Source organism: Azospirillum sp. Marseille-Q6669, assembly GCF_965111635.1.
This window is the reverse complement of sequence record NZ_CBCOOP010000004.1, coordinates 783850-803652: the sequence shown is the minus strand read 5'-3', so window position 1 is coordinate 803652 and position 19803 is coordinate 783850. Positions and strand designations below refer to the sequence as shown.

The following is a 19803-nucleotide window of genomic DNA, read 5'->3' as shown; positions in this document are numbered from 1 at the left end:
GGCTTGCCACTTCGTCTCTTATCCGGAATGGGCACTCCGTCTACGCGGGAACCTAATCGCCACGTCGTGGATCAAATCCACAAGACAGGGAGCGCGGAATGGATCAGGCAAACGCCAGCGGGCGGCACACGGTGTACAGCGACCTCGAACTGGCCGGAATGATCCGGCGCGGTAACGCCAACGCCTTCCGCATTCTGATGCAGCGGCACAACCAGCGACTCTTCCGCATGGCACGCAGTGTGCTGCGCGATGCCACCGAGGCCGAAGATGCCGTACAGGACGCCTACATCCTGGCCTTCACGCGCATCGGCCAGTTTCGCGAGGATTCCAGTTTGGCAACTTGGCTGGGCCGCATCGTCCTCAACGAGGCGCTGCGGCGGCTGCGGCAGAGGAGGCCCATGACCGAGTTGGACGAGGGCGGCGCTGACGGTCAAACGGCGGGCGCCGCGGTGATCCCCTTCCCAGGGAGCCAACAGCCTGTCGCGACGCCCGAAGAGAACGCCGCCCGCGCCGAGACGCGGCGCCTGCTGGAGCGTGCCATCGATGCACTTCCGGACCCGTTCCGCATCGTCTTCGTGCTGCGTGAGATCGAGCAGATGAGCGTCGAGGAGACGGCCGTTGCCCTCGGCATCCCGCCCGATACCGTGAAAACCCGCCTGCATCGCGCCCGCCGCCTGCTCGGCCACAGCCTGCGGCAGCAACTCGCGCCCGACTTGGCTGGCGTGTTCCCGTTCGCCGGTGAGCGCTGCGCACGCATCGTGGCCCGGGTACTCGACCGCCTGGACCTGCCAGCACCGCCGCCCGACGGCGAGTGACACCTATCGGTCCGACCCGGCGTCGGGCCCTCATCAAGGGAGGACAAACATGCTGATCCGCACCATCCTGGTCGCCGGAGCCTTCGCCATGGCTACTGTACCCGCACAGGCGCAAAGCCTGGACAAGGCTCCACCCGGCGGCGCTTACAAGAAGGTCGGCGAACTGGTGAAACTGCCCGACTTCCTGCCGGGCATGGGCACGCTCTATGTCGACCCGAAGACGCTTCCGGTCGGCCCCTTCCTGGCCTACGACCGCGACGGGCGGCTGGCCAGCACCATTTACATGGTTCCAGTCGAGGACATCCAGGCGCAGAAGAAGCTCGACAACCTGAAGACCTCCGGCGGCAAGGTCGACCATGTCGACATGTACTTCAACGCCGGCCATCCAGGCGTGGAGAAGCCACATTACCACGTCGTCCTCTGGCATATCGCCGAGGCCGACGAGGCGCGCGTGGCGAAGTAACATGATCACGCGACGCACCGTGCTGCAGGCCGGCGGCTGGGCCGCCGGCCTGGCGCTGCTCGGCCCGCTTCCACCAGCAGGGGCCGAAGGGGCTGTGGAGATCCACATGCGCGGCAACGCCGACGGCTCGAAGGTGTGGTTCGATCCAATCGGCGTGCTGGTCGAGCCCGGCCAGACGATCCGTTGGATCAACGCCGATCCCGGTAATTCGCACACCAGCACCGCCTACCACCCGGTGAACGACGGCCACCCGTTGCGCATCCCGGAAGGGGCGACGCCGTGGCACTCCGACTATTTGCTGCCGGACCAGAGCTTTGAGCTGCGCCTCATTGTGGGGGGCGTCTACGACTATTTCTGCCTTCCGCACGAGGAAGCTGGCATGGTCGGACGCCTCGTCGTCGGCCGTCCGCAAGGTGGCTCGTCCGCGGCCACGCTGCCGGAGCCGGCGCGGCTGCTGCTCCCGTCGGTGGAGGAGATCGTCCGCCGCGGAATCGTGCGCATCGACCGATAAGGCAGAGTCTTTGTCAATCGGCTTGAGATAGGGACCCCTGATCGGCATGGAAGCACGCCCGGACTCCGTCCGCAGGGCCTGATCAAGGGTCCTGGTTGGCATCAGTGTGCCTGCGCGGACCTCAATGCACCAACGCCTCTTTCGAGGGCTTACCTCCCGTACCCGCAATCAAAGAACCAAAGATACACATAACAGAACCGTCTGGTCAGCGCCGCGGCTCATGCTGGATGCCATACGCTTGGTACATATCGTAGATGAGATCCAGCAAAATACCGATTTCCGGCGAGCCATCCTTTGCCCGGTGGCTCATGATCACCGGCGCGACCGCTTTGTTCCCGTGAAGCGGCCTGTAGACAATGTCATCGCGCCGCAGCCGCTGCGCGGACGCCGGCACCAAGGAGACCCCTTCACCGGCCACGACAAGCCCCAGCGCGGTTTGCAGCTCGCGCACTTCGTGCACGGCGCCCGGCCGCAGCCCGCGTTCACGAAAGAGTGACAGCACCATGTCGGCGAAGCTCGGTCGCGGAGCCTTTGGGAAGACGACCAGCCCTTCTCCGGCAAGGTCGTCCAGGCACAGCGGATCCTCGTGGGTAGCGAGGGGATGGCCGGTTGGCAATGCCACCACCAGCGCCTCGTTCCTCAGGAGCCGTTGGTCCACCGTGGGGTCGTCCAGGGCGATGCGACCGAAGCCGACATCGATGCGCCCCTCCTTCAGCGCCGCCACCTGCTCAATGGTGGTCATTTCGAGCAGTGTCAGCTCGACCTCCGGCCGTGCGGCCCGGTAGCGGCGGATCACCTCGGGCAAGCCACCGTAGAGCGTCGAAGTGACGAAGCCGATGGCGAACCGGTCACGCCCGGCCGTACGCAGGCGCTTGGCCATCGCCCGGATCTCGTCGACGCGCTCCAGAACCTGGACCGCCTGTTCGTGCATGAGGCGCCCGGCATCGGTGAGACGCAGCGGCCGGCTGTCCCGGTCGATCAGCACAAGCCCGAGCTCTTCTTCGAGCTGCTGAATCTGGCGGCTGAGCGGCGGCTGCGCGATGTGCAGCTTCTCAGCCGCACGCGTGAAGCTCTGCTCGCTCGCGACGGCCACGAAGTAACGCAGGTGGCGGAGTTCCAAGGGGCACCTCCGGCTGCTGACGCGGCGATCCCTGACCTTTCTCGGGCACCCGCCCGTCCATACCCGGTGGGTATGAACTCAGACAAACATGGTCTTTTACTTCCCGTTAAGCAAGCCGTATTCGTTACCCAACAGTCAGTGCAGAAACATTCCGCTATGGGAGCAATAAGCTCATGGCACAGATCGAAGAGATCGAGACCTTTCTGGTCGATCTCCCCACCATTCGGCCGCATGTTCTCTCAATGGCGACGATGCATCGCCAGACCATCGTGGTCGTTCGCATCCGCTGTTCCGACGGAGTCGTCGGCATCGGCGAGGGCACCACGATCGGGGGCTTGAGCTACGGCGACGAGAGCCCGGAAGGCATCAAGCTGGCGATCGATACCTACATCGCACCCCTCCTGCGGACCTGCGACGCCCTTCAGGCAGCCTCGGCGATGGCGGCCATCGACCGGTTCGTGGTCGGCAACCACTTCGCCAAGTCGGCGGTCGAGACGGCGCTTCTCGATGCCATGGGCAAGCGCGTCGGGCTGCCGGTTTCCGAACTGCTGGGCGGGCGACTCCGCGACGAACTGCCGGTCGCCTGGACGCTTGCCAGCGGCGACACCGGCAAGGACATCGACGAGGCGGAGCAGATGCTCAGCTCCCGCCGGCACAACATCTTCAAGCTGAAGATCGGCAAGCGCGCCATCGTCGCCGACGTGGCCCATGTGGCTGCGATCAAGAAGGCGCTCGGCGACCGGGCGAGCGTGCGCGTCGATGTCAACCAGGCCTGGGACGAGGCCAGCGCGAGCCGCGGGCTCGCGATGCTGGAGGATGCCGGGGTCGATCTGGTCGAGCAGCCCATCGCGCGGAGCAATCGCGCCGGGCTGGCGCGGCTCGCGATGCGGTCTGCCGTCCCGATCATGGCCGACGAGACCCTGCACGGGCCTGAGGATGCGTTCGACATCGCCTGCCGTGGCGCCGCGGAGGTGTTCGCGGTCAAGATCGCGCCGTCGGGCGGCCCCCGCGCCGCCGGCCGCGTCGCCGCCATCGCCGACGCCGCCGGCATCGGGCTCTACGGCGGCACCATGCTGGAGGCGGGCATCGGCACCATCGCGTCGGCCCACCTTTTCGCAACCTTCCCCCGGCTCGCCTGGGGCACCGAACTTTTCGGCCCCCTCCTGCTGACCGAGGAAATCCTCGTCGAGCCGCTGTCCTACGGCGACTTCGCGCTGAAGGTGCCGCGCAAGCCCGGCCTCGGCATCGAGTTGGATGAGGACCGCGTCGCCTTCTTCCGCCGGGACCGCGTCGCGACGCGGACTTACAGCGCTTAATCCCAAAGAGGCAACCCATGCTCTTTCAAGTCGAAATGGATGTCCGACTGCCGCCGGATATGGCGCCGGACGTCGCTCAGGAGCTGAAGCGGATCGAGCGCGCGCGCGCGCAGCAGCTTCAGCGCGACGGCATCTGGCGCCACCTCTGGCGCGTCGCCGGGCGCTACGCCAACACCAGCATCTTCGACGTGCGCAGCGCCGACGAACTGCACGAACTTCTCACCTCGCTGCCGCTCTTTCCGTACATGGCGGTCAAGGTCACGGCCCTTTGCCGCCATCCCTCCTCCATCCACGAAGACGACCGGTAGCCCCGCTGCCGGGCACCCGAACGCACAACCACACACGCTAGGGAGGAAACCCATGAACAAGGCACAGATCAAGAACGTCGCCGGTCGCATCGCCGCCACGCAAAGCGGCCCCGCGAACGAGCGCGTCAAGGCCATCGTGGACCGCATCGTGCTCGACCTGTTCAACGTGATCGAGGACTTCGACGTCACGCCCGAGGAGTTCTGGTCGGCGGTCAACTACCTGTCCGAACTCGGCAAGGCCAACGAATCCGCGCTGCTGGCGCCGGGCCTCGGTTTCGACCACTTCCTGGACCTGCGGCTCGATGAGAAGGAGCAGGCCGCCGGCATGGAAGGCGGCACGCCGCGCACCATCGAAGGGCCGCTCTACGTCGCCGGAGCCCCGGTCTGCCGGGGCGAAGCGCGCCTGGACGACGGCACCGACAACGGTGAGCCCCTGTTCATGAACGGCCGGGTCACCGACACGCAGGGCAACCCCATCGCCGGAGCCCAGGTCGAAGTCTGGCACGCCGACTCCTACGGCAACTACTCGTTCTTCGACACGTCGCAGAGCCCGTTCAACCTGCGCCGCACCATCGTGACCGATGCCGATGGGTGCTACCGCTTCCGCAGCATCATGCCCTCGGGCTACGGCTGTCCGCCGAACGGCCCGACGCAGCGACTGCTGACCCTGCTTGGCCGTCATGGCCGGCGCCCGGCGCACATCCACTTCTTCGTGTCGGCGCCTGGGTTCCGGACACTCACCACGCAGATCAACATCCAGGACGATCCGTATGTCAACGACGACTTCGCCTTCGCCACCCGTGACGGCCTCGTCCCCGACGTGGTGCGGCATGCCGACGAAGCTTCGCGGCGCGAGAAGGGCGTGGACCGGCCGTTCGCCGCGATCGCCTTCGACTTCACGCTTCCCCACGCCGTCGAAGGTCTACCCAGCGGCCTGATCGAGCGCCCCCGCGCCGCAGCCGAGGCCGAAGTGGCCTGAGCCAATCCGCACACCCGGAGCGCAAGAGCCGGAACGCAAGAGGAGGTTACGCCATGGCCATCGACCTGATGGAACGGATCGAGGGTGCGGTCGTCGAGGACAAGGAGCGCGGCCTGTACCGCTGCAAGCGCGACATCTTCACCGATCCCGAGCTGTTCGAACTGGAGATGAAGAACATCTTCGAGGGCAACTGGATTTATCTGGCCCATGAAAGCCAGATCCCGAACAAGAACGACTATTTCACGACCCACATGGGTCGGCAGCCGATCTTCATCGCGCGCAACAAGAGCGGAGACCTGAACGCCTTCATCAACGCCTGCAGCCATCGCGGCGCCATGCTGTGCCGGCACAAGCGGGCCAACAAGGCGACTTACACCTGCCCCTTCCACGGCTGGACCTTCAACAACTCCGGCAAGCTGCTGAAGGTGAAGGACCCGGAGGGTGCCGGATATCCGGAGTCCTTCAACAAGGACGGCTCGCACGACCTGAAGACGGTTCCGCGCTTCGAATCCTACCGTGGCTTCCTGTTCGGCAGCCTCAACCCGGACGTCCCGCCGCTGGTCGAACATCTGGGCGAGGCGGCGAAGATCATCGATCTGATCGTCGATCAGTCGCCGGACGGGCTGGAGGTGCTGCGCGGTTCCTCCACCTATGTCTACGACGGCAACTGGAAGCTCCAGACCGAAAACGGCGCCGATGGCTATCATGTCAGCGCGGTCCACTGGAACTACGCCGCGACAACCGGCCGTCGCAAGACCGCCGCCATCCCCGACACGACGCGTGCCATGGACGCGGGCGGTTGGGCCAAGCAGGGCGGCGGCTTCTACTCCTTCGAGAACGGCCACCTGCTGCTGTGGAGCCGCTGGTCGAATCCGGAGGACCGTCCGCTTTACGAGCGCCGCGCCGAGTTGGTCGCGCAGCATGGCGAGGCGCGGGCGGACTGGATGATCGGCATCTCGCGCAACCTGTGCCTCTACCCCAATGTGTACCTGATGGACCAGTTCGGTTCGCAGATCCGCACTTACCGGCCGATCAGCGTCGATAAGACCGAGGTGACGATCTACTGCATCGCGCCGAAGAACGAGAGTGCTGCGGCGCGCGCCCGGCGCATCCGCCAGTATGAGGACTTCTTCAACGCCAGCGGTATGGCGACGCCGGACGACCTGGAGGAGTTCCGGTCCTGCCAGATCGGCTACATGGGCAGCGCGGCGGCGTGGAACGACATGACCCGCGGTGCCGCCCACTGGGTCATGGGTGCCGACGCCAATGCGGAAACGATCGGCCTCAAGCCGCTGATGAGCGGCGTCAAGACCGAGGACGAGGGGCTGTTCGTCGTGCAGCACCAGCATTGGCAGGACACGATGCGCAAGGCCGTGGCGGCCAACGCGGACAAGACGTCCTGAAGGAGGATTGCGCCATGACTGTTTCCGAAATGACCAGCGTTGCCCCCGCGACCGTCTCCTATGAGACCCTCCTGGCCTTCCTCCACCGCGAGGCGCGTCTGCTCGACGACAAGCAATGGGACGAGTGGCTGACCCTCTACGCGCCGGACGCCGAGTTCTGGATGCCGGCCTGGGACGACGACGGCACCCTGGTGGCCGACCCTCACCGCGAAATCTCGCTGATCTACTACGCCAATCGCGGCGGCCTGGAGGACCGGGTGTTCCGCATCAAGACCGAGCGGTCGAGCGCCACCAGCCTGCCCGAGCCGCGCACCTCGCACAACATCAGCAACGTCGAGGTTCTGGAGCGGCAGGGCGGCACGGTCAAGCTGCGCTTCAATTGGTTCACGCTGAACCACCGCTACAAGACCACGGATATCTACTTCGGCACCTCGTTCTACACGCTTGATGTTTCGAGCAAGGCGCCGCTGATCAAGAACAAGAAAGTCGTCCTTAAGAACGACTACATCCATCACGTCATCGACATCTATCACGTCTGATCCGTTCGCTCCGGTGTTTGGGCTGGAGGACTTGGGGTCAGGGAGGCGACCATGAGCTTCAACATCGCTCTCAACTTTGAAGACGGGATCACCCGCTTCATTCAGAGCAATCCCGGCGAGACGGTGGCCGACGCCGCCTATCGCCAGGGGATCAACATCCCGCTCGACTGCCGCGACGGCGCCTGCGGCACCTGCAAGAGCTTCTGCGAGGCCGGGCGCTACGACGGCGGCGACTACATCGAGGACGCGCTGAGCGACGAGGAGGCCGGGGAAGGCTACTGCCTGACCTGCCAGATGCGGCCGCAATCCGACATCGTGCTGCGGATCGAAGCCTCTTCGGAGATGTGCAAGACGCAGGCGACCGATTATGCCGCCGAGGTCATCGGTGTGGACAAGCTTTCCGACAGCACCTTCAACCTGTCCCTGAAGCTGGAGAACGCCGGCCGGCTCGCCTTCCTGCCGGGCCAGTACGTCAACATCCAGGTGCCGGGCACCAGCGAGACCCGCTCCTATTCCTTCAGCTCCCCGCCGGGTGCGGATATCACCACCTTTCTGATCCGCAACGTGCCGGGCGGCCTGATGAGCGGCTATCTGGCCGAACGGGCCAAGCCCGGCGACCGGCTGACCGTCAAGGGGCCGCTCGGCGGCTTCTATCTGCGCGACACCAAGCGGCCGGTTCTGATGCTGGCGGGCGGCACGGGTCTGGCGCCATTCCTGTCCATGCTGGGCACGATGGTGGAGACCGGCTGCGACCACCCGATCCACCTCGTCTACGGGGTCACCAACGACGGCGACCTCGTTGAGGTGGAAACCATCGCAGACCACGCCAAGCGCATCCCCGGCCTTACCTTCGCGACCTGCGTCGCCAGCGAAGACAGCAACCACCCGCTGAAGGGCTACGTCACGCATCACCTCGACGAGCGGCACCTGAACGCGGGCGACGTGGACGTCTACCTCTGCGGCCCGCCGCCGATGGTCGAAGCCGTACGCGCCTTCTTCCGCGACCAGGGCATCACCCCCGTGAACTTCCACTATGAGAAGTTCGCGCCGAGCGAGGGAGGCGCATCATGAGCCCATTTGTCAAAGGGGGGCGTCAGCGTTTCGACGGCAAGGTGTTGGTCGTCACCGGCGCCGCGCAGGGCATCGGCCGCACGGTCGCCGTCAACGCCGCCCACGAGGGTGGACGAGTGGTCCTGGTGGATCGTTCCGACCTCGTCCACGAGGTCCGCGAGGAGATCGGCGCACATGGGGGCGAGGCGCTGGCGGTTACCGCCGACCTGGAAACCTACGCCGGTGCCGAGGCGTCGATGGCCGCCGCCATGGAAGGGTTCGGCCGCATCGACATCCTCGTCAACAACGTCGGCGGAACGATCTGGGCCAAGCCCTACGCCGAGTACCGGGAGCGGGAGATCGAGGCGGAGGTCCGCCGCTCGCTGTTCCCGACCCTGTGGTGCTGCCGCGCGGCGCTGCCGCACATGCTCGAACGGCGCAGGGGCGTGATCGTGAACGTGTCGTCGGTCGCCACGCGCGGCGTGCACCGCGTGCCCTACGCGGCGGCAAAGGGTGGAGTGAACGCGATCACCGCTTCCCTGGCCTTCGAATACGCCGAGCACGGAATCCGCGTCGTCGGAACGGCCCCCGGCGGCACGGAGGCGCCGACCCGCCGGGTTCCCCGGAACCCCGGCGAGCAGAGCGAGCAGGAGAAGGTCTGGTACCAGCGCATCGTGGACCAGACGATCAAATCGAGTTTCATGAAGCGTTATGGGACGCTTGAGGAACAGGCGGCGGCGATCCTGTTCCTGGCCTCCGACGAGGCCTCCTACATCACCGGCACCATACTGCCGGTTGCCGGCGGCGACCTCGGCTGAGCCGCCTCCTCCACGGCACATCTACAGATCATCGAGACAGTCAACGGGTCGTCCCCTGGGATGCCAACGAACGCGGCCGGGCGGATGCCGGCCCCGCGCGTCCCTGAACGTCAGCGGCCTGGAAATCATGCCGGTCAGCCGGTCCTTCGCCGGCTTCCAGATCCACCGCGACGCGGTCTGATCCCGCATCGGCGTCCATCACAACACAAAGAGGGAGGAAACCATGGCGCACGCCCGGACCATCGACGTCCAAGACTTCATCAATTCGCACAAACTTTCGCGATTCCAGATCACGATCATCGCCCTGTGCTTCATCATCGTGGCCATCGACGGCTTCGACACGGCGGCCATCGGTTTCATCGCGCCGGCCCTCAGGGCCGATTGGCAACTGACGCCGGGGCAGCTCGCGCCCGTGTTCGGCGCCGGTCTCTTCGGCCTGATGGTGGGTGCCTTCATCTTCGGCCCGCTCGCCGACAGGATCGGTCGGAAGTACGCCCTGATCCTGACCGTCGTGTTCTTCGGCGCGACCAGCCTGCTCTCCGCCTGGTCAACGTCGCTCGAGATGCTGATCGTGCTTCGCTTCCTGACCGGCATGGGCCTGGGCGGGGCGATGCCGAACGCGATCACGCTGACGTCGGAGTTCTGTCCGGAGAAGCGTCGCTCCTTCCTGACCACGGTGATGTTCTGCGGCTTCACGCTGGGTTCGGCCCTGGGCGGGCTCGCCGCGGCGCAGCTCGTCGCCAGCTACGGATGGCCTTCCGTTCTGCTGATCGGTGGCATTGCGCCGCTCGCCATGGTTCCGCTCCTCCTCATCGCCCTGCCTGAATCCGTGCGCTTCCTGGTGCTGAGGAACGCTCCGTCCGAGCGGATCGCCGCCGTGCTCCGCAAGCTCGCGCCCGATGCGGATCTCGATGGTGCGACCTTCGTCGGGATCGCCAAGCCAAAGGGCTCGCCGGTGGCGCAACTCGTCAGGCCCGACCTGATCAAGGGCACGCTTCTGCTCTGGCTCACCTTCTTCATGAGCCTGCTGGTTTTCTACCTGCTGGCGAGCTGGCTGCCGACCGTGATCAGCGGCGCCGGCATGTCCCTGAAGGACGCGTCCCTGATGGCCATGCTGCTGCAAATCGGCGGCACCATCGGTGCGCTGCTGATCGGGGCGCTGATGGACCGGATGGACCCCCATCGCGTGCTCGGCGTGTCCTACGCCTCGGCGGCCCTGTTCATCGCCCTGATCGGCAGTGCGACGGTGTCGCCGTGGCTGCTGGGGGTTGCGGTCTTCGGTGCGGGCTTCTGCCTTGCCGGATCGCAGGTCGGGGTCAACGCTCTGGCTGCCGGCTATTACCCCACGGCCAGCCGCGCGACCGGCGTCGCCTGGGCGAACGGGATCGGCCGCAGCGGTTCGGTGCTGGGGTCGATGGTCGGAGGCGCGATCCTCGCCAGTGGCCTGGGCCTGTCGACCGCCTTCGCCATCGTGGGCCTCCCCGTGGTCATCGCCGGCATCGCCATGCTCGTGAAGGGATGGCTCGCACCCCAGCCGACGCACGCCACGGCCGCTCATGTCCTCCCCGATACGCGAACCACTGATCAACCGGCCGCCGAGGTCGCCTGATCTCCGCCCCAGCGTTCAAGGATCCTAGTCATGAAACCCACCATCATCACCGTCGCGATCACGGGCTCCGTTCCGCGCAAGAAGGACAACCCGGCGGTGCCGGTTACCGTATCGGAGCAGGTCGAGTCCACGCACGAGGCGTTCGAGGCCGGCGCATCCCTGGTCCACATCCATGTCCGGAACCCGGACGAAAGCCCCTCCTCCGACCCCGAACTCTTCGCCCGCGTGCAGCAGGGCATCGTCAGGCACTGCCCGGGGATGATCGTCCAGTTCTCGACCGGCGGGCGCGGGCGCGATCCGGCGGCGCGCGGCAGCGCCCTGTACCTGAAGCCCGACATGGCCTCGCTCTCGACCGGTTCCGTCAACTTCCCGACCATCGTCTACGAGAACGGGCCGACCCTGGTGCGCGATCTTGCGACCAAGATGCGGGACAACGGCGTGCTGCCGGAGATCGAGATTTTCGACCTCTCCCACATTCACGGCGCCAAGCGTCTGGTGGAAGAGGGGCTGATGAACGACCGTCCGCACGTGCAGTTCGTGATGGGCGTGAAGAACGCCATGCCCGCCGAGGAACGTCTTCTCGACACTCTGCTGATCGAGCTGAAGCGGGTCCTGCCCAAGGCGACCTGGACCGCGGCGGGCATCGGCCGCCACCAGTCCGAAGTGATGCGCTGGGTGCTGGAGCGCGGCGCCGACGGCGTCCGGACCGGGCTGGAGGACAATGTCCGCATCACCAGGGACCGGCTGGCGAAGAACAACGCCGAGCTGGTGCGGGTCGCGGTGGACCTCTGCGCCGAACACGATGCGCGCCCGGCGACCCCTGCCGAGGCCAGGGCGATGTTGGGCCTGCCGGCCCTGGAAACCGCGGTCACCGCTTCGTGATCCCCGAGGGAGAAATGGACATGAGAAAGATCTATCCCGACGCGACGTCGGCACTGGCCGGCTTGCTCAAGGACGGCATGACCGTCATGGCTGGCGGCTTTGGACTGTGCGGCATTCCGGAAACCTTGATCGGGGCGATCCGGGACTCCGGCGTTGAAGGCCTGACCGTGATTTCCAACAACGCCGGCATCGACGACGTCGGCCTGGGCGTCCTGCTGGAGACGAGGCAGGTCCGCAAGATGGTTTCGTCGTACGTGGGTGAGAACAAGACCTTCGCCAAGCAGTATCTGGCCGGCGAACTGGAGATCGAGTTCAACCCGCAAGGCACGTTGGCCGAGCGCATCCGGGCCGGCGGTGCCGGCATCCCCGCCTTCTTCACCAAGACCGGCGCCGGCACGCTGGTGGCCGAAGGCAAGGAACTGCGCGTGTTCGACGGCGAGACCCACGTCATGGAAACGGCGCTGAAGGCCGACCTCGCCGTCGTCAAGGCCTGGAAGGCCGACACCGAGGGCAACCTCGTCTTCCGCAAGACCGCGCGCAACTTCAACCCGATGATGGCGGCTGCCGGCAAGGTCACCGTCGCCGAGGTGGAGGAGCTGGTCGAGCCCGGCGGAATCGACCCCGACCACATCCACACCCCCGGCATTTTCGTGCAGCGCATTGTCCACGCGCCGGGCGTGGCGAAGCGCATCGAGCAGCGCACCGTGCGCCAGCGCGCCTGACAAGAAGGGAGAACCGAACCATGGCATGGACCCGCGAAGAGATGGCCGCCCGCGCCGCGAAGGAGTTGCGCGACGGCTACTACGTCAATCTCGGCATCGGTATCCCGACGCTGGTGGCGAACCACATCCCCGAGGGGATGACGGTGTCGCTGCAATCGGAAAACGGCCTGTTGGGCATGGGTCCCTTCCCCTACGATGGGGAGGAGGACCCGGATCTGATCAACGCCGGCAAGCAGACCATCACGGAGCTGCCAACCACCAGCTATTTCAGCTCGGCCGACAGCTTCGCGATGATCCGCGGCGGGCACATCGATTTGTCGATCCTGGGCGCCATGCAGGTGGCCCAGAACGGCGACCTCGCCAACTGGATGATCCCCGGCAAAATGGTCAAGGGCATGGGCGGCGCCATGGATCTCGTCGCCGGGGTTAAAAGGGTGGTCGTTGTCATGGACCACACGGCCAAGGACGGCGAGCGCAAGCTGCTGACGCGCTGCACCCTGCCGCTGACCGGGGTGGGCGTGGTGGACATGGTCGTCACCGACCTCGCTGTCTTCACCATCGATAAGCACAACGGCGGCCTGACGCTGATCGAGCTGGCCCCCGGCGTCACCGTGATTGAGGTCCGCGAGAAGACCGAAGCCGACTTCGGCGTCGATACGGACCGCTTCCGCGATCAAACCTCGCTCTGCCTTGCGGAGGGATAGTCCCATGCCTTCGATCAACGCCAACGGCGTCGAACTGCATTATGAACTCTCCGGCCCTGCGGGGGCACCCGTCGTCGTCTTCTCCAACTCCATCGGCACCACGCTGGAAATGTGGGATGCCCAGGTGCCGGCGCTCTCTGGGCGGTATCGCTGCCTGCGGTACGACAGCCGGGGCCATGGCCGGTCGGCCGTGATCGACCGCCCCGCCACCATCGGCGATCTGGCCGCCGACCTTGCCGGGCTGCTGGACGCGCTCGGCATCGAAAAGGCCCATGTCGTCGGCCTGTCGCTGGGGGGTATGACGGCGCAGGCCTTCGCGATCGAACACCCAGACCGGGTCGCCGGCCTCGTTCTCATGGCGACGGCCGCCTGCCTGCCGCCGCCCGAGGGCTGGGAGCAGCGGGCGCGGACGGTGTGCCGGGACGGCATGGAGGCCATCGTGGACGCTATCATTCCCCGCTGGTTCACCCCCCCGTTCATCGAATCTTCGGGGGAAGCGGTCGCCGCGATTCGTGAGCGGTTCCTGAAGAACGATCCTCGCGGCTATGCGGCCTGCTGTCGCGCTATCCGGGACATGGACCTGAGGGAGGCGATCCCGGCCATCGGGTCGCCGACCCTGATCGTCGCGGGAGCCGACGACCCCGCGACCCCAGTGCCCTTGATGGAGGACATCCGCGCGCGCATCAGCGGCGCCGAGATGGTCGTCCTACCCCGCGCGGCGCATCTCCTCGCCGTTGAACGCGCTGATCGCGTGAACCAGCATCTTCTCGGATTTCTGGACACGCTCACACGGGTACTGTCAACTTCACGGTCTGTTGACGAGCTGAGGGTCTGAAGAACCCGCGTTCTGGATGGTTCAAGCGGTCAGGGCGAGGCCGGTCACCTCGCGCCAGATGGTGAAGGCGCGCTCGGGTGCACGGTACTCGGTGGCGGAGATCAGATGGCGGCGCCGAGGCCGGAATGCGGTCGGACGTGGTTGTCATCGCTGTGCCACGCCGCCAGGACGGCACGGGCATGGACGAGCGAGGTGAACAGCGTCTCGTTGAGGCACTCGTCGCGCCGTTGTCCGATACGCACACCGCCGGCCAATTATTTTGCAGCGAGATCCTTGAGCACCGCGTTGTCGAGCATCGCCTCCGCCAGCAGACGCTTCAGGCGGGCGTTCTCGTCCTCCAGCGTCTTCAGCCGCTTGGCTTCCGACACCTCCAGACCGCCCTACTTCGCCTTCCACCGGAAGAACGTCGCCTCGCTGATCCCGTGCTTGCGGCAGACCTCCGCCGGCAGACCTCCGCCGTTGGCCTGCCAGCTTCCTGCTCGCGCAGGATTCCAATGATCTGTTCCTCGCTGAACCGGCTCTTCTTCATGTCCGTCTCCTTGCTCGACGGACTCTAACTCAGCCTGGAGGAGTTTCTGGGGAGCAGGTCAGTCACGATCCCTCAAACGCTCGATGCCATCCAGGCGGTGCTCCCGTGCTGGACGGATCGCTGGCCTCCCGTTGCCACCGCACGGCTGACGACCTCGCCGTCAAGATTGACGAAGTACGTCGCGGTCCGCACGAGTTGCTCCGGCGTGAGGCCGTTGGCCCGCAGTTCCTCCCACATCCTCTCCATCTCGTGCTCCGGCCGGCCAAGATAGGAGTCGGTGATGCGGTCCATCAGCTTCTGCTGGTCGGCCGTCACGTAGGGCATGTAACCGCGGTCGTTGACAGGCAGCGCCATCTGAAACGCCGGCGGGTCGCTGGTTCGGCTCTGGACGACTTTCTCCCGCTGGCGCTTGTAAGCATCCAGATCCTTTTGCAGCCGGGCGATCTCTTCGCTCTCGGCCGGCTCGGTCGATGCCGGCGCGGTCATGGGAGCCGGCGCTTCGGAAGCGTTCGCCGACAGCAGATCCGAGAAGCTGGTCGAACCGGTCGGTTGGCCGGCACCCGACATCCGACCCCGATCCGAAACGGCAGCCTGTCCAACGGCCACAGGGTGCCCAAGGACGTGCATGTTCACCTCCACTGCGGTTCATGGCTCGGGCCATGCGGTGTCGAGCAAAAGCAAAAGTTGTGCCACATCGCCTCCCGCCGATGAACACTATGCCGGGCACCCGTGACGCCGGTGCGGACGTCTTTCGCTTGGCGGGACTCTGCCCATGGGCACAAATTGCCGGCCAGACCTGCCGGAGGCATAAGCATCGCGGTGTTCCCGGCCTCCGACTTCGTCAACGGCCAGTTCATCTTCGCCGATGGCGGCTTCATGACCATCTACGGACCAAGACCGTCGGCTGAACCTCCGCCGCTCCGTCCCGGGTCGGGATGCCGAACGGAGCGGTGAACAAGCCGTCCGCGCGTTCATGGCCGGCGGTCCGGGATCCCGGGCCATGGCGTGCGATTGACTTGTCCACCCGGGATGCCTAAACAACAGGAACCGCTGCGTACCAGCGAACCAGTTCAGCGACTGGAGAGCGGCATGGAAGACCCTGATTCCGACGTCTCACGCCACCTGCAGAAAATCAAGGTCCGACGCCCGCCCGACATCATCATCGAGCAGTTCAACGGCCTGATCGCCCGCCGGATCATCGAGGCGGGACAGAAGCTGCCCGCGGAACGGGTGCTGGCCGGGCGCTTCGACGTCAGCCGCGGCACGGTGGTGGAAAATCTCAGCGAGCATGTGCTGCGCGGCCTCATCAACAACACCCTCAACGCGGACGACACCAGCCCGGAGATGCCGATCGAGGTGCGGGGCGCCCTGGAAGCCCGCCGCGCCAAGGCGTCGAAATCCCTGCGGGAGACCGGGTGAGGACGGGCTCGCCCTTGCCGGAACCGCGCAACGTCACCCGGACCATGGAGGTGATGGACGCGATCCGTCAAAGGATGGCGGACGGGCGACTGTTCCCAGGCGACCGGCTGCCGTCCATCCGCCGCTTCGCCACGGCCATGGGCGTGTCGCCGTCGACCGTGGTGGAGGCCTACGACCGTCTCGCCGCCGAAGGCGTGATCCGCTCGCGGCCCGGTTCCGGCTTCTACGTGTCCGGCGCTTTGCCGCCGTTGGCCCTGGCCGAGGCCGAACCGCGCCGCGACCGGGCCATCGATCCCTTCTGGGTGTCGCGCCAGTCGCTCGACGCCGACGCGGAGATGCTGAAACCCGGATGCGGGTGGCTGCCGGCGGACTGGATGCCCAACGCCACCCTGCGCCGCGCCATCCGCCGTCTCGCCCACGCCGACGACGCCGTGCTGGCCGACTATGGCAGCACGCGCGGCTCTCTCGCCCTGCGCAGGCTCCTGGCGCGGCAGTTCGCGGAGGAAGGGATCGCGGCGGGGGCCGACCAGATTCTCCTGACCGGGTCGGGAACCCAGGCGATCGACCTGATCTGCCGCTTCCTGCTGCGCCCCGGCGACGCGGTGCTGATCGACGACCCCTGCTATTTCAACTTCCAGGCCCTGCTGCGCGCCCATCAGGTCCGCATCGTCGGCGTGCCCTACACCCGCGACGGGCCGGACACCGCGCTCTTCGCCAAAGCGCTGGCCGAACATCGGCCACGCCTCTATATCACCAACGCGGCGCTCCACAACCCGACGGGGGCGACGATGTCGCCGCAGACGGCGCACCGGCTGCTCAAGGCCGCCGCCGCCCACGACGTCACCATCGTCGAGGACGACATCTTCGCCGGATTCGAGCCGGACCCCTCCCCGCGCCTCGCCGCCCTGGACGGGCTGTCCCAGGTCATCCGGATCGGCAGCTTCTCCAAGACGCTTTCCGCCTCGGTGCGCTGCGGCTATCTCGCGGCGCGGCCGGACTGGGTGGAGGCGCTGGTCGATCTGCAGGTCGCGACGAACTTCGGCGGGCCGAGTCCGGTCGCCGCCGAACTCGTCCTCGCGACCCTCGGCGATGCCGGCTACCGCAAGCATCTGGAGGGCCTGCGCCGTCGTCTGGCTCGGGCGCGGCGCGAAACGGCGGACCGGCTGGCGGCCCTCGGCCTGCACCCCTGGCTGATGCCGCGCGGCGGTTTCTATCTCTGGTGCAGCCTGCCGGACGGCCGGGACGCGGCGGACGCGGCACGGGCGGCGCTGGACGAGCGGGTGGTTCTCGCCCCGGGCAACGTCTTCAGCGTCAGCCAATCGGCCGCCGGCTATCTGCGGTTCAACGTCGCCCAGATGAGCGATCCGCGCGTTTTCGAAGTGCTGAAACGCGCGATCGCGGCGGCGGAAGGATGAGGTCCCGTTCGGCGGCGGATGCGCGGATGCCCGCTCTGCGCTATCCTCCACCCTGAAGTCACTACAGGGTCAAAGGGGTTTGTGATGGCGCAGCAGGATCTGTCCATCGGCGCGCTCGGCAAGATGACCGGCACCAAGGTCGAGACCATCCGCTTCTATGAGAAGATCGGCATCCTGCCGGCGCCCGCCCGCACGGCGGGGAACTACCGCAGCTACGGCCACGACCATGTGCGGCGGCTGACCTTCGTCCGGCGGGTGCGCGATCTCGGCTTTCCGCTGGAGACCGTCCGGGCGATGCTGGATCTGGCCGACCAGCCGGACCGCCCCTGCGGGGAGGTCGATGCCCTGGTGCTCGAACAGCTTCACGAGGTGGAGCGCAAGATCGCCGATCTGGAACGCCTGCGCGAGGAGCTGGACCGGCTGGCCCACCAGTGCCGGCGCGGCGGCCGGATCGCTGAGTGCCGCATCATCGAGGCGCTGTCGCCGCACCATGAGGATGGCCGCTGCTGCCCGTGACCCGGCGGGTCCGGCACGGCCAGAAACACATTCCATGACCGGGAGCCGAGACATGGCCGCCATCACCCGCGCGGATCTGGAAAACCATCAGGTCCCCGTTTATTTCGCGGCGGTCGTCGCCGGGCTGCTTGCCGCCGCCGTTGTGCCGGGCGACGCCTGGGAAGCGGGCATCAACCCGTCCCTCGCCGCGCTGATCTACATCACCTTTCTTCAGGTCCCGCTGGGCGACCTGCGGCGGAGCGTCACGAACACCCGCTTCCTGTCGGCCCTGCTGCTGGTCAATTTCGCGGTGGTGCCCTGCGTCGTCTTCGGGCTGGTCTCCGTGCTGCCCGCGGACCAGTCGGCGGTGCGGCTCGGCGTGCTGCTGGTCCTGCTGGCGCCCTGCATCGACTATGTCGTCGTCTTCACCCATCTCGGGCGCGGCGACGCGCGGCTGGTGCTGGCCGCGACGCCGGTGCTGCTGCTCGTCCAGATGCTGCTTCTGCCCGTCTATCTCGGCCTGTTCGCCGGGGAGGGAGCGGCGGCGCTGATGCAGCCGGGTCCGTTCGTCGACGCCTTCGTCGGACTGATCGCCGTGCCGCTGGCGCTGGCCGGGGTGACGCAGGCCTGGGCTGCGCGCAGCGGTACTGGAAAGGCCGTCGCGGGCGCCCTGGCGTGGCTGCCGGTGCCGCTCATGGCGCTGGTGCTGTTCCTGGTCGTCGCGGCGGTCGCCGCCGACGTGGCCGCCCAGGCGCGGGCGGTGGCCCTCGCCGTGCCGCTCTACATCGCCTTCGCGCTGGCGATGCCCTACGCCGGCCGGGCGGTGGCGCGCCTGTTCCGGCTTGAGACCGAGGCGGCGCGGGCCGTCGTCTTCAGCGGCGGCACGCGCAACTCCCTGGTCGTCCTGCCGCTGGCCTTCGCCGTCCCGGACGGCGGGGCGCTGGTGCCCGCGGTGGTGGTGACGCAGACGCTGGTGGAACTGGCGGCGATGCTCACCTACGTCCGCTGGGTGCCGCGCCTCGTGCCGGCGCGCTGAACCAGAAAAGGCGCTTCACACCAGAGAGGCGCCGCCGCACACCACGATGCGCTGGCCGGTGATGCTGGCCGCCGAGTCCGACAGCAGGAAGGCGGTCAGCGCCGCCACCTCCTCCGGTTTCACGAAGCGGCCGATGGGGGGCCGCTTCGGCTGCACGCGGTCGAAGACCGTCACGGCTCCCGGCAGGTCGAGCAGCCCGACGCGGGCGGCGTTGAAGGCGTCGGCCACCACCAGCGTGCGGGCGATGCCGTTCTCGCGCGCCCAGGCGCCGACCGAGGCGACCAGACCGCCGCCGAACAGGACGCGCGGGGGCCGGACCTGCTCGATGGGCGCGAAGGCGGACGGCATGGCTTCGGGCGGGGTGGCGTGGATGGACTCCGTCATGGCGGGTGCTCCTTCCTCAGCCGGTCCGCCGGCGGGCGGCGGCCGGTTTCTCGGCGTGATCGATGGCTTCGATCAGGCTCAGCTCGTTGGCGATGCCCTTGCCGGCGATGTCGAAGGCGGTGCCGTGGTCGACGGAGGTGCGGATGATCGGCAGCCCCAGCGTGATGTTGACCCCGTTCAGCGCGTCCCACCGGCCGGTCGCCGGATCGACGTGGAAGCCCAGCAGCTTGACTGGGATGTGCCCCTGGTCGTGGTACATGGCGACCACCGCGTCGAACTGGCCGGCGCGCAGCTTGACGAACACCGTGTCTCCCGGCACCGGCCCCACCACGTCCAAGCCTTCGGCCACGCAGCGCTCGATGACCGGGGTGGTGATCTCGATGCCCTGCCGGGGCCGAACAGCCCGCCTTCCCCGGCGTGGGGGTTCAGGGTGGCGCTGGCGATGCGGCGG

24 protein-coding genes and 1 pseudogene are annotated in these 19803 nt (G+C 67.0%); 19 read left to right on the top strand and 6 right to left on the bottom strand.

Annotation, left to right across the window (positions count from 1 at the left end):
- Positions 1-98: 98 nt before the first annotated feature.
- Genes ACWPXE_RS25000 through ACWPXE_RS24990 form a run of 3 tightly spaced genes read left to right on the top strand, consistent with a single transcriptional unit; the run spans position 99 to position 1789 of the window.
- Positions 99-815 (top strand): RNA polymerase sigma factor, encoded by a 717-nt coding sequence (locus tag ACWPXE_RS25000; RefSeq protein ID WP_454019999.1) that lies wholly within the window; start codon positions 99-101, stop codon positions 813-815.
- A gap of 49 nt (positions 816-864) precedes the next feature.
- On the top strand, positions 865-1278 hold the full coding sequence (locus tag ACWPXE_RS24995) for a DUF5602 domain-containing protein (protein WP_454019998.1): 414 nt from the start codon (positions 865-867) through the stop codon (positions 1276-1278).
- Position 1279: 1 nt separating this feature from the next.
- Positions 1280-1789, top strand: coding sequence for a plastocyanin/azurin family copper-binding protein (locus ACWPXE_RS24990; protein WP_454019997.1), 510 nt, complete (start codon positions 1280-1282; stop codon positions 1787-1789).
- 205 nt (positions 1790-1994) lie between these two features.
- Here the strand turns inward: ACWPXE_RS24990 and ACWPXE_RS24985 are convergent, their stop codons facing one another.
- Positions 1995-2909, bottom strand: coding sequence for a LysR family transcriptional regulator (locus ACWPXE_RS24985; RefSeq protein WP_454019996.1), 915 nt, complete (start codon positions 2907-2909; stop codon positions 1995-1997).
- Positions 2910-3082: 173 nt separating this feature from the next.
- Between ACWPXE_RS24985 and ACWPXE_RS24980 the strand changes: the two genes are divergently transcribed.
- The 12 genes from ACWPXE_RS24980 (at position 3083) to pcaD (ending at position 14074) form a co-directional block, all read left to right on the top strand.
- Positions 3083-4225, top strand: a complete 1143-nt coding sequence (locus ACWPXE_RS24980) for a muconate/chloromuconate family cycloisomerase (protein ID WP_454019995.1) — start codon at positions 3083-3085, stop codon at positions 4223-4225.
- 17 nt (positions 4226-4242) lie between these two features.
- The gene (catC, locus tag ACWPXE_RS24975) at positions 4243-4533 is read left to right on the top strand and encodes a muconolactone Delta-isomerase (RefSeq protein ID WP_454019994.1); all 291 of its coding nucleotides are present in this window, start codon (positions 4243-4245) and stop codon (positions 4531-4533) included.
- A gap of 52 nt (positions 4534-4585) precedes the next feature.
- Positions 4586-5512 (top strand): catechol 1,2-dioxygenase, encoded by a 927-nt coding sequence (gene catA, locus ACWPXE_RS24970; protein ID WP_454019993.1) that lies wholly within the window; start codon positions 4586-4588, stop codon positions 5510-5512.
- A gap of 53 nt (positions 5513-5565) precedes the next feature.
- A complete protein-coding gene (benA, locus tag ACWPXE_RS24965; RefSeq protein ID WP_454019992.1) occupies positions 5566-6915 on the top strand; it encodes a benzoate 1,2-dioxygenase large subunit in 1350 nt (449 codons plus the stop codon).
- Between the two features lie 14 nt (positions 6916-6929).
- Positions 6930-7454, top strand: a complete 525-nt coding sequence (benB, locus tag ACWPXE_RS24960) for a benzoate 1,2-dioxygenase small subunit (RefSeq protein ID WP_454019991.1) — start codon at positions 6930-6932, stop codon at positions 7452-7454.
- 51 nt (positions 7455-7505) lie between these two features.
- The gene (gene benC, locus ACWPXE_RS24955) at positions 7506-8525 is read left to right on the top strand and encodes a benzoate 1,2-dioxygenase electron transfer component BenC (RefSeq protein WP_454019990.1); all 1020 of its coding nucleotides are present in this window, start codon (positions 7506-7508) and stop codon (positions 8523-8525) included.
- Positions 8522-9322 (top strand): 1,6-dihydroxycyclohexa-2,4-diene-1-carboxylate dehydrogenase, encoded by an 801-nt coding sequence (locus ACWPXE_RS24950; protein WP_454019989.1) that lies wholly within the window; start codon positions 8522-8524, stop codon positions 9320-9322. Before benC ends, ACWPXE_RS24950 begins: the two co-directional genes overlap by 4 nt.
- Before the next feature lie 223 nt (positions 9323-9545).
- Positions 9546-10931: an MFS transporter gene (locus ACWPXE_RS24945; RefSeq protein ID WP_454019988.1), complete on the top strand. Its 1386-nt coding sequence runs from the start codon at positions 9546-9548 to the stop codon at positions 10929-10931.
- Between the two features lie 30 nt (positions 10932-10961).
- On the top strand, positions 10962-11813 hold the full coding sequence (locus ACWPXE_RS24940) for a 3-keto-5-aminohexanoate cleavage protein (RefSeq protein ID WP_454019987.1): 852 nt from the start codon (positions 10962-10964) through the stop codon (positions 11811-11813).
- A gap of 20 nt (positions 11814-11833) precedes the next feature.
- On the top strand, positions 11834-12535 hold the full coding sequence (locus tag ACWPXE_RS24935; RefSeq protein ID WP_454019986.1) for a CoA transferase subunit A: 702 nt from the start codon (positions 11834-11836) through the stop codon (positions 12533-12535).
- 20 nt (positions 12536-12555) lie between these two features.
- Positions 12556-13239, top strand: a complete 684-nt coding sequence (locus ACWPXE_RS24930; RefSeq protein WP_454019985.1) for a CoA transferase subunit B — start codon at positions 12556-12558, stop codon at positions 13237-13239.
- A gap of 4 nt (positions 13240-13243) precedes the next feature.
- On the top strand, positions 13244-14074 hold the full coding sequence (gene pcaD, locus ACWPXE_RS24925) for a 3-oxoadipate enol-lactonase (protein ID WP_454019984.1): 831 nt from the start codon (positions 13244-13246) through the stop codon (positions 14072-14074).
- Positions 14075-14175: 101 nt separating this feature from the next.
- Here pcaD and ACWPXE_RS24920 read toward each other — a convergent pair whose 3' ends face one another.
- The 3 genes and pseudogenes from ACWPXE_RS24920 to ACWPXE_RS24910 form a co-directional block, all read right to left on the bottom strand.
- A complete protein-coding gene (locus ACWPXE_RS24920; protein ID WP_454019983.1) occupies positions 14176-14316 on the bottom strand; it encodes an integrase core domain-containing protein in 141 nt (46 codons plus the stop codon).
- 15 nt (positions 14317-14331) lie between these two features.
- Positions 14332-14603 (bottom strand): annotated as a pseudogene (locus ACWPXE_RS24915) (transposase); the annotation flags it as partial.
- Between the two features lie 72 nt (positions 14604-14675).
- A complete protein-coding gene (locus tag ACWPXE_RS24910; RefSeq protein ID WP_454019982.1) occupies positions 14676-15170 on the bottom strand; it encodes a hypothetical protein in 495 nt (164 codons plus the stop codon).
- Positions 15171-15692: 522 nt separating this feature from the next.
- On the opposite strand from ACWPXE_RS24910, the gene ACWPXE_RS24905 reads away from it, so the two are divergent.
- The 4 genes from ACWPXE_RS24905 to ACWPXE_RS24890 all read left to right on the top strand — a co-directional run bounded on the left by ACWPXE_RS24905 (position 15693) and on the right by ACWPXE_RS24890 (position 18968).
- Complete coding sequence (locus tag ACWPXE_RS24905) at positions 15693-16022, top strand: GntR family transcriptional regulator (RefSeq protein WP_454019981.1); 330 nt, start codon at positions 15693-15695, stop codon at positions 16020-16022.
- Between the two features lie 44 nt (positions 16023-16066).
- Entirely contained in the window at positions 16067-17437 is a 1371-nt protein-coding gene (locus tag ACWPXE_RS24900; protein ID WP_454020060.1) for an aminotransferase-like domain-containing protein, read from the top strand.
- Positions 17438-17521: 84 nt separating this feature from the next.
- A complete protein-coding gene (locus ACWPXE_RS24895; protein ID WP_237906923.1) occupies positions 17522-17953 on the top strand; it encodes a MerR family transcriptional regulator in 432 nt (143 codons plus the stop codon).
- 52 nt (positions 17954-18005) lie between these two features.
- Positions 18006-18968, top strand: coding sequence for a bile acid:sodium symporter (locus ACWPXE_RS24890; RefSeq protein WP_454019980.1), 963 nt, complete (start codon positions 18006-18008; stop codon positions 18966-18968).
- A gap of 15 nt (positions 18969-18983) precedes the next feature.
- Here the strand turns inward: ACWPXE_RS24890 and ACWPXE_RS24885 are convergent, their stop codons facing one another.
- On the bottom strand, positions 18984-19352 hold the full coding sequence (locus ACWPXE_RS24885; RefSeq protein WP_454019979.1) for an SDR family oxidoreductase: 369 nt from the start codon (positions 19350-19352) through the stop codon (positions 18984-18986).
- A gap of 16 nt (positions 19353-19368) precedes the next feature.
- The gene (locus ACWPXE_RS24880; protein ID WP_454019978.1) at positions 19369-19701 is read right to left on the bottom strand and encodes a 4-hydroxythreonine-4-phosphate dehydrogenase PdxA; all 333 of its coding nucleotides are present in this window, start codon (positions 19699-19701) and stop codon (positions 19369-19371) included.
- Between the last annotated feature and the right edge of the window lie 102 nt (positions 19702-19803).

What these genes read in the sequence shown, in the direction of transcription:
- pcaD (WP_454019984.1), top strand. Translation starts at nt 13,244, where the DNA reads ATGCCTTCGATCAACGCCAACGGCGTCGAACTGCATTATGAACTCTCC.
- benC (WP_454019990.1), top strand. Translation starts at nt 7,506, where the DNA reads ATGAGCTTCAACATCGCTCTCAACTTTGAAGACGGGATCACCCGCTTC.
- catC (WP_454019994.1), top strand. Translation starts at nt 4,243, where the DNA reads ATGCTCTTTCAAGTCGAAATGGATGTCCGACTGCCGCCGGATATGGCG.
- catA (WP_454019993.1), top strand. Translation starts at nt 4,586, where the DNA reads ATGAACAAGGCACAGATCAAGAACGTCGCCGGTCGCATCGCCGCCACG.
- benB (WP_454019991.1), top strand. Translation starts at nt 6,930, where the DNA reads ATGACTGTTTCCGAAATGACCAGCGTTGCCCCCGCGACCGTCTCCTAT.
- ACWPXE_RS24950 (WP_454019989.1), top strand. Translation starts at nt 8,522, where the DNA reads ATGAGCCCATTTGTCAAAGGGGGGCGTCAGCGTTTCGACGGCAAGGTG.
- ACWPXE_RS24980 (WP_454019995.1), top strand. Translation starts at nt 3,083, where the DNA reads ATGGCACAGATCGAAGAGATCGAGACCTTTCTGGTCGATCTCCCCACC.
- ACWPXE_RS24895 (WP_237906923.1), top strand. Translation starts at nt 17,522, where the DNA reads ATGGCGCAGCAGGATCTGTCCATCGGCGCGCTCGGCAAGATGACCGGC.
- ACWPXE_RS24890 (WP_454019980.1), top strand. Translation starts at nt 18,006, where the DNA reads ATGGCCGCCATCACCCGCGCGGATCTGGAAAACCATCAGGTCCCCGTT.
- ACWPXE_RS24945 (WP_454019988.1), top strand. Translation starts at nt 9,546, where the DNA reads ATGGCGCACGCCCGGACCATCGACGTCCAAGACTTCATCAATTCGCAC.
- ACWPXE_RS24940 (WP_454019987.1), top strand. Translation starts at nt 10,962, where the DNA reads ATGAAACCCACCATCATCACCGTCGCGATCACGGGCTCCGTTCCGCGC.
- ACWPXE_RS24930 (WP_454019985.1), top strand. Translation starts at nt 12,556, where the DNA reads ATGGCATGGACCCGCGAAGAGATGGCCGCCCGCGCCGCGAAGGAGTTG.
- ACWPXE_RS24905 (WP_454019981.1), top strand. Translation starts at nt 15,693, where the DNA reads ATGGAAGACCCTGATTCCGACGTCTCACGCCACCTGCAGAAAATCAAG.
- ACWPXE_RS24990 (WP_454019997.1), top strand. Translation starts at nt 1,280, where the DNA reads ATGATCACGCGACGCACCGTGCTGCAGGCCGGCGGCTGGGCCGCCGGC.
- benA (WP_454019992.1), top strand. Translation starts at nt 5,566, where the DNA reads ATGGCCATCGACCTGATGGAACGGATCGAGGGTGCGGTCGTCGAGGAC.
- ACWPXE_RS25000 (WP_454019999.1), top strand. Translation starts at nt 99, where the DNA reads ATGGATCAGGCAAACGCCAGCGGGCGGCACACGGTGTACAGCGACCTC.
- ACWPXE_RS24885 (WP_454019979.1), bottom strand. Translation starts at nt 19,352, where the DNA reads ATGACGGAGTCCATCCACGCCACCCCGCCCGAAGCCATGCCGTCCGCC.
- ACWPXE_RS24900 (WP_454020060.1), top strand. Translation starts at nt 16,067, where the DNA reads ATGGAGGTGATGGACGCGATCCGTCAAAGGATGGCGGACGGGCGACTG.
- ACWPXE_RS24995 (WP_454019998.1), top strand. Translation starts at nt 865, where the DNA reads ATGCTGATCCGCACCATCCTGGTCGCCGGAGCCTTCGCCATGGCTACT.
- ACWPXE_RS24910 (WP_454019982.1), bottom strand. Translation starts at nt 15,170, where the DNA reads ATGTCGGGTGCCGGCCAACCGACCGGTTCGACCAGCTTCTCGGATCTG.
- ACWPXE_RS24935 (WP_454019986.1), top strand. Translation starts at nt 11,834, where the DNA reads ATGAGAAAGATCTATCCCGACGCGACGTCGGCACTGGCCGGCTTGCTC.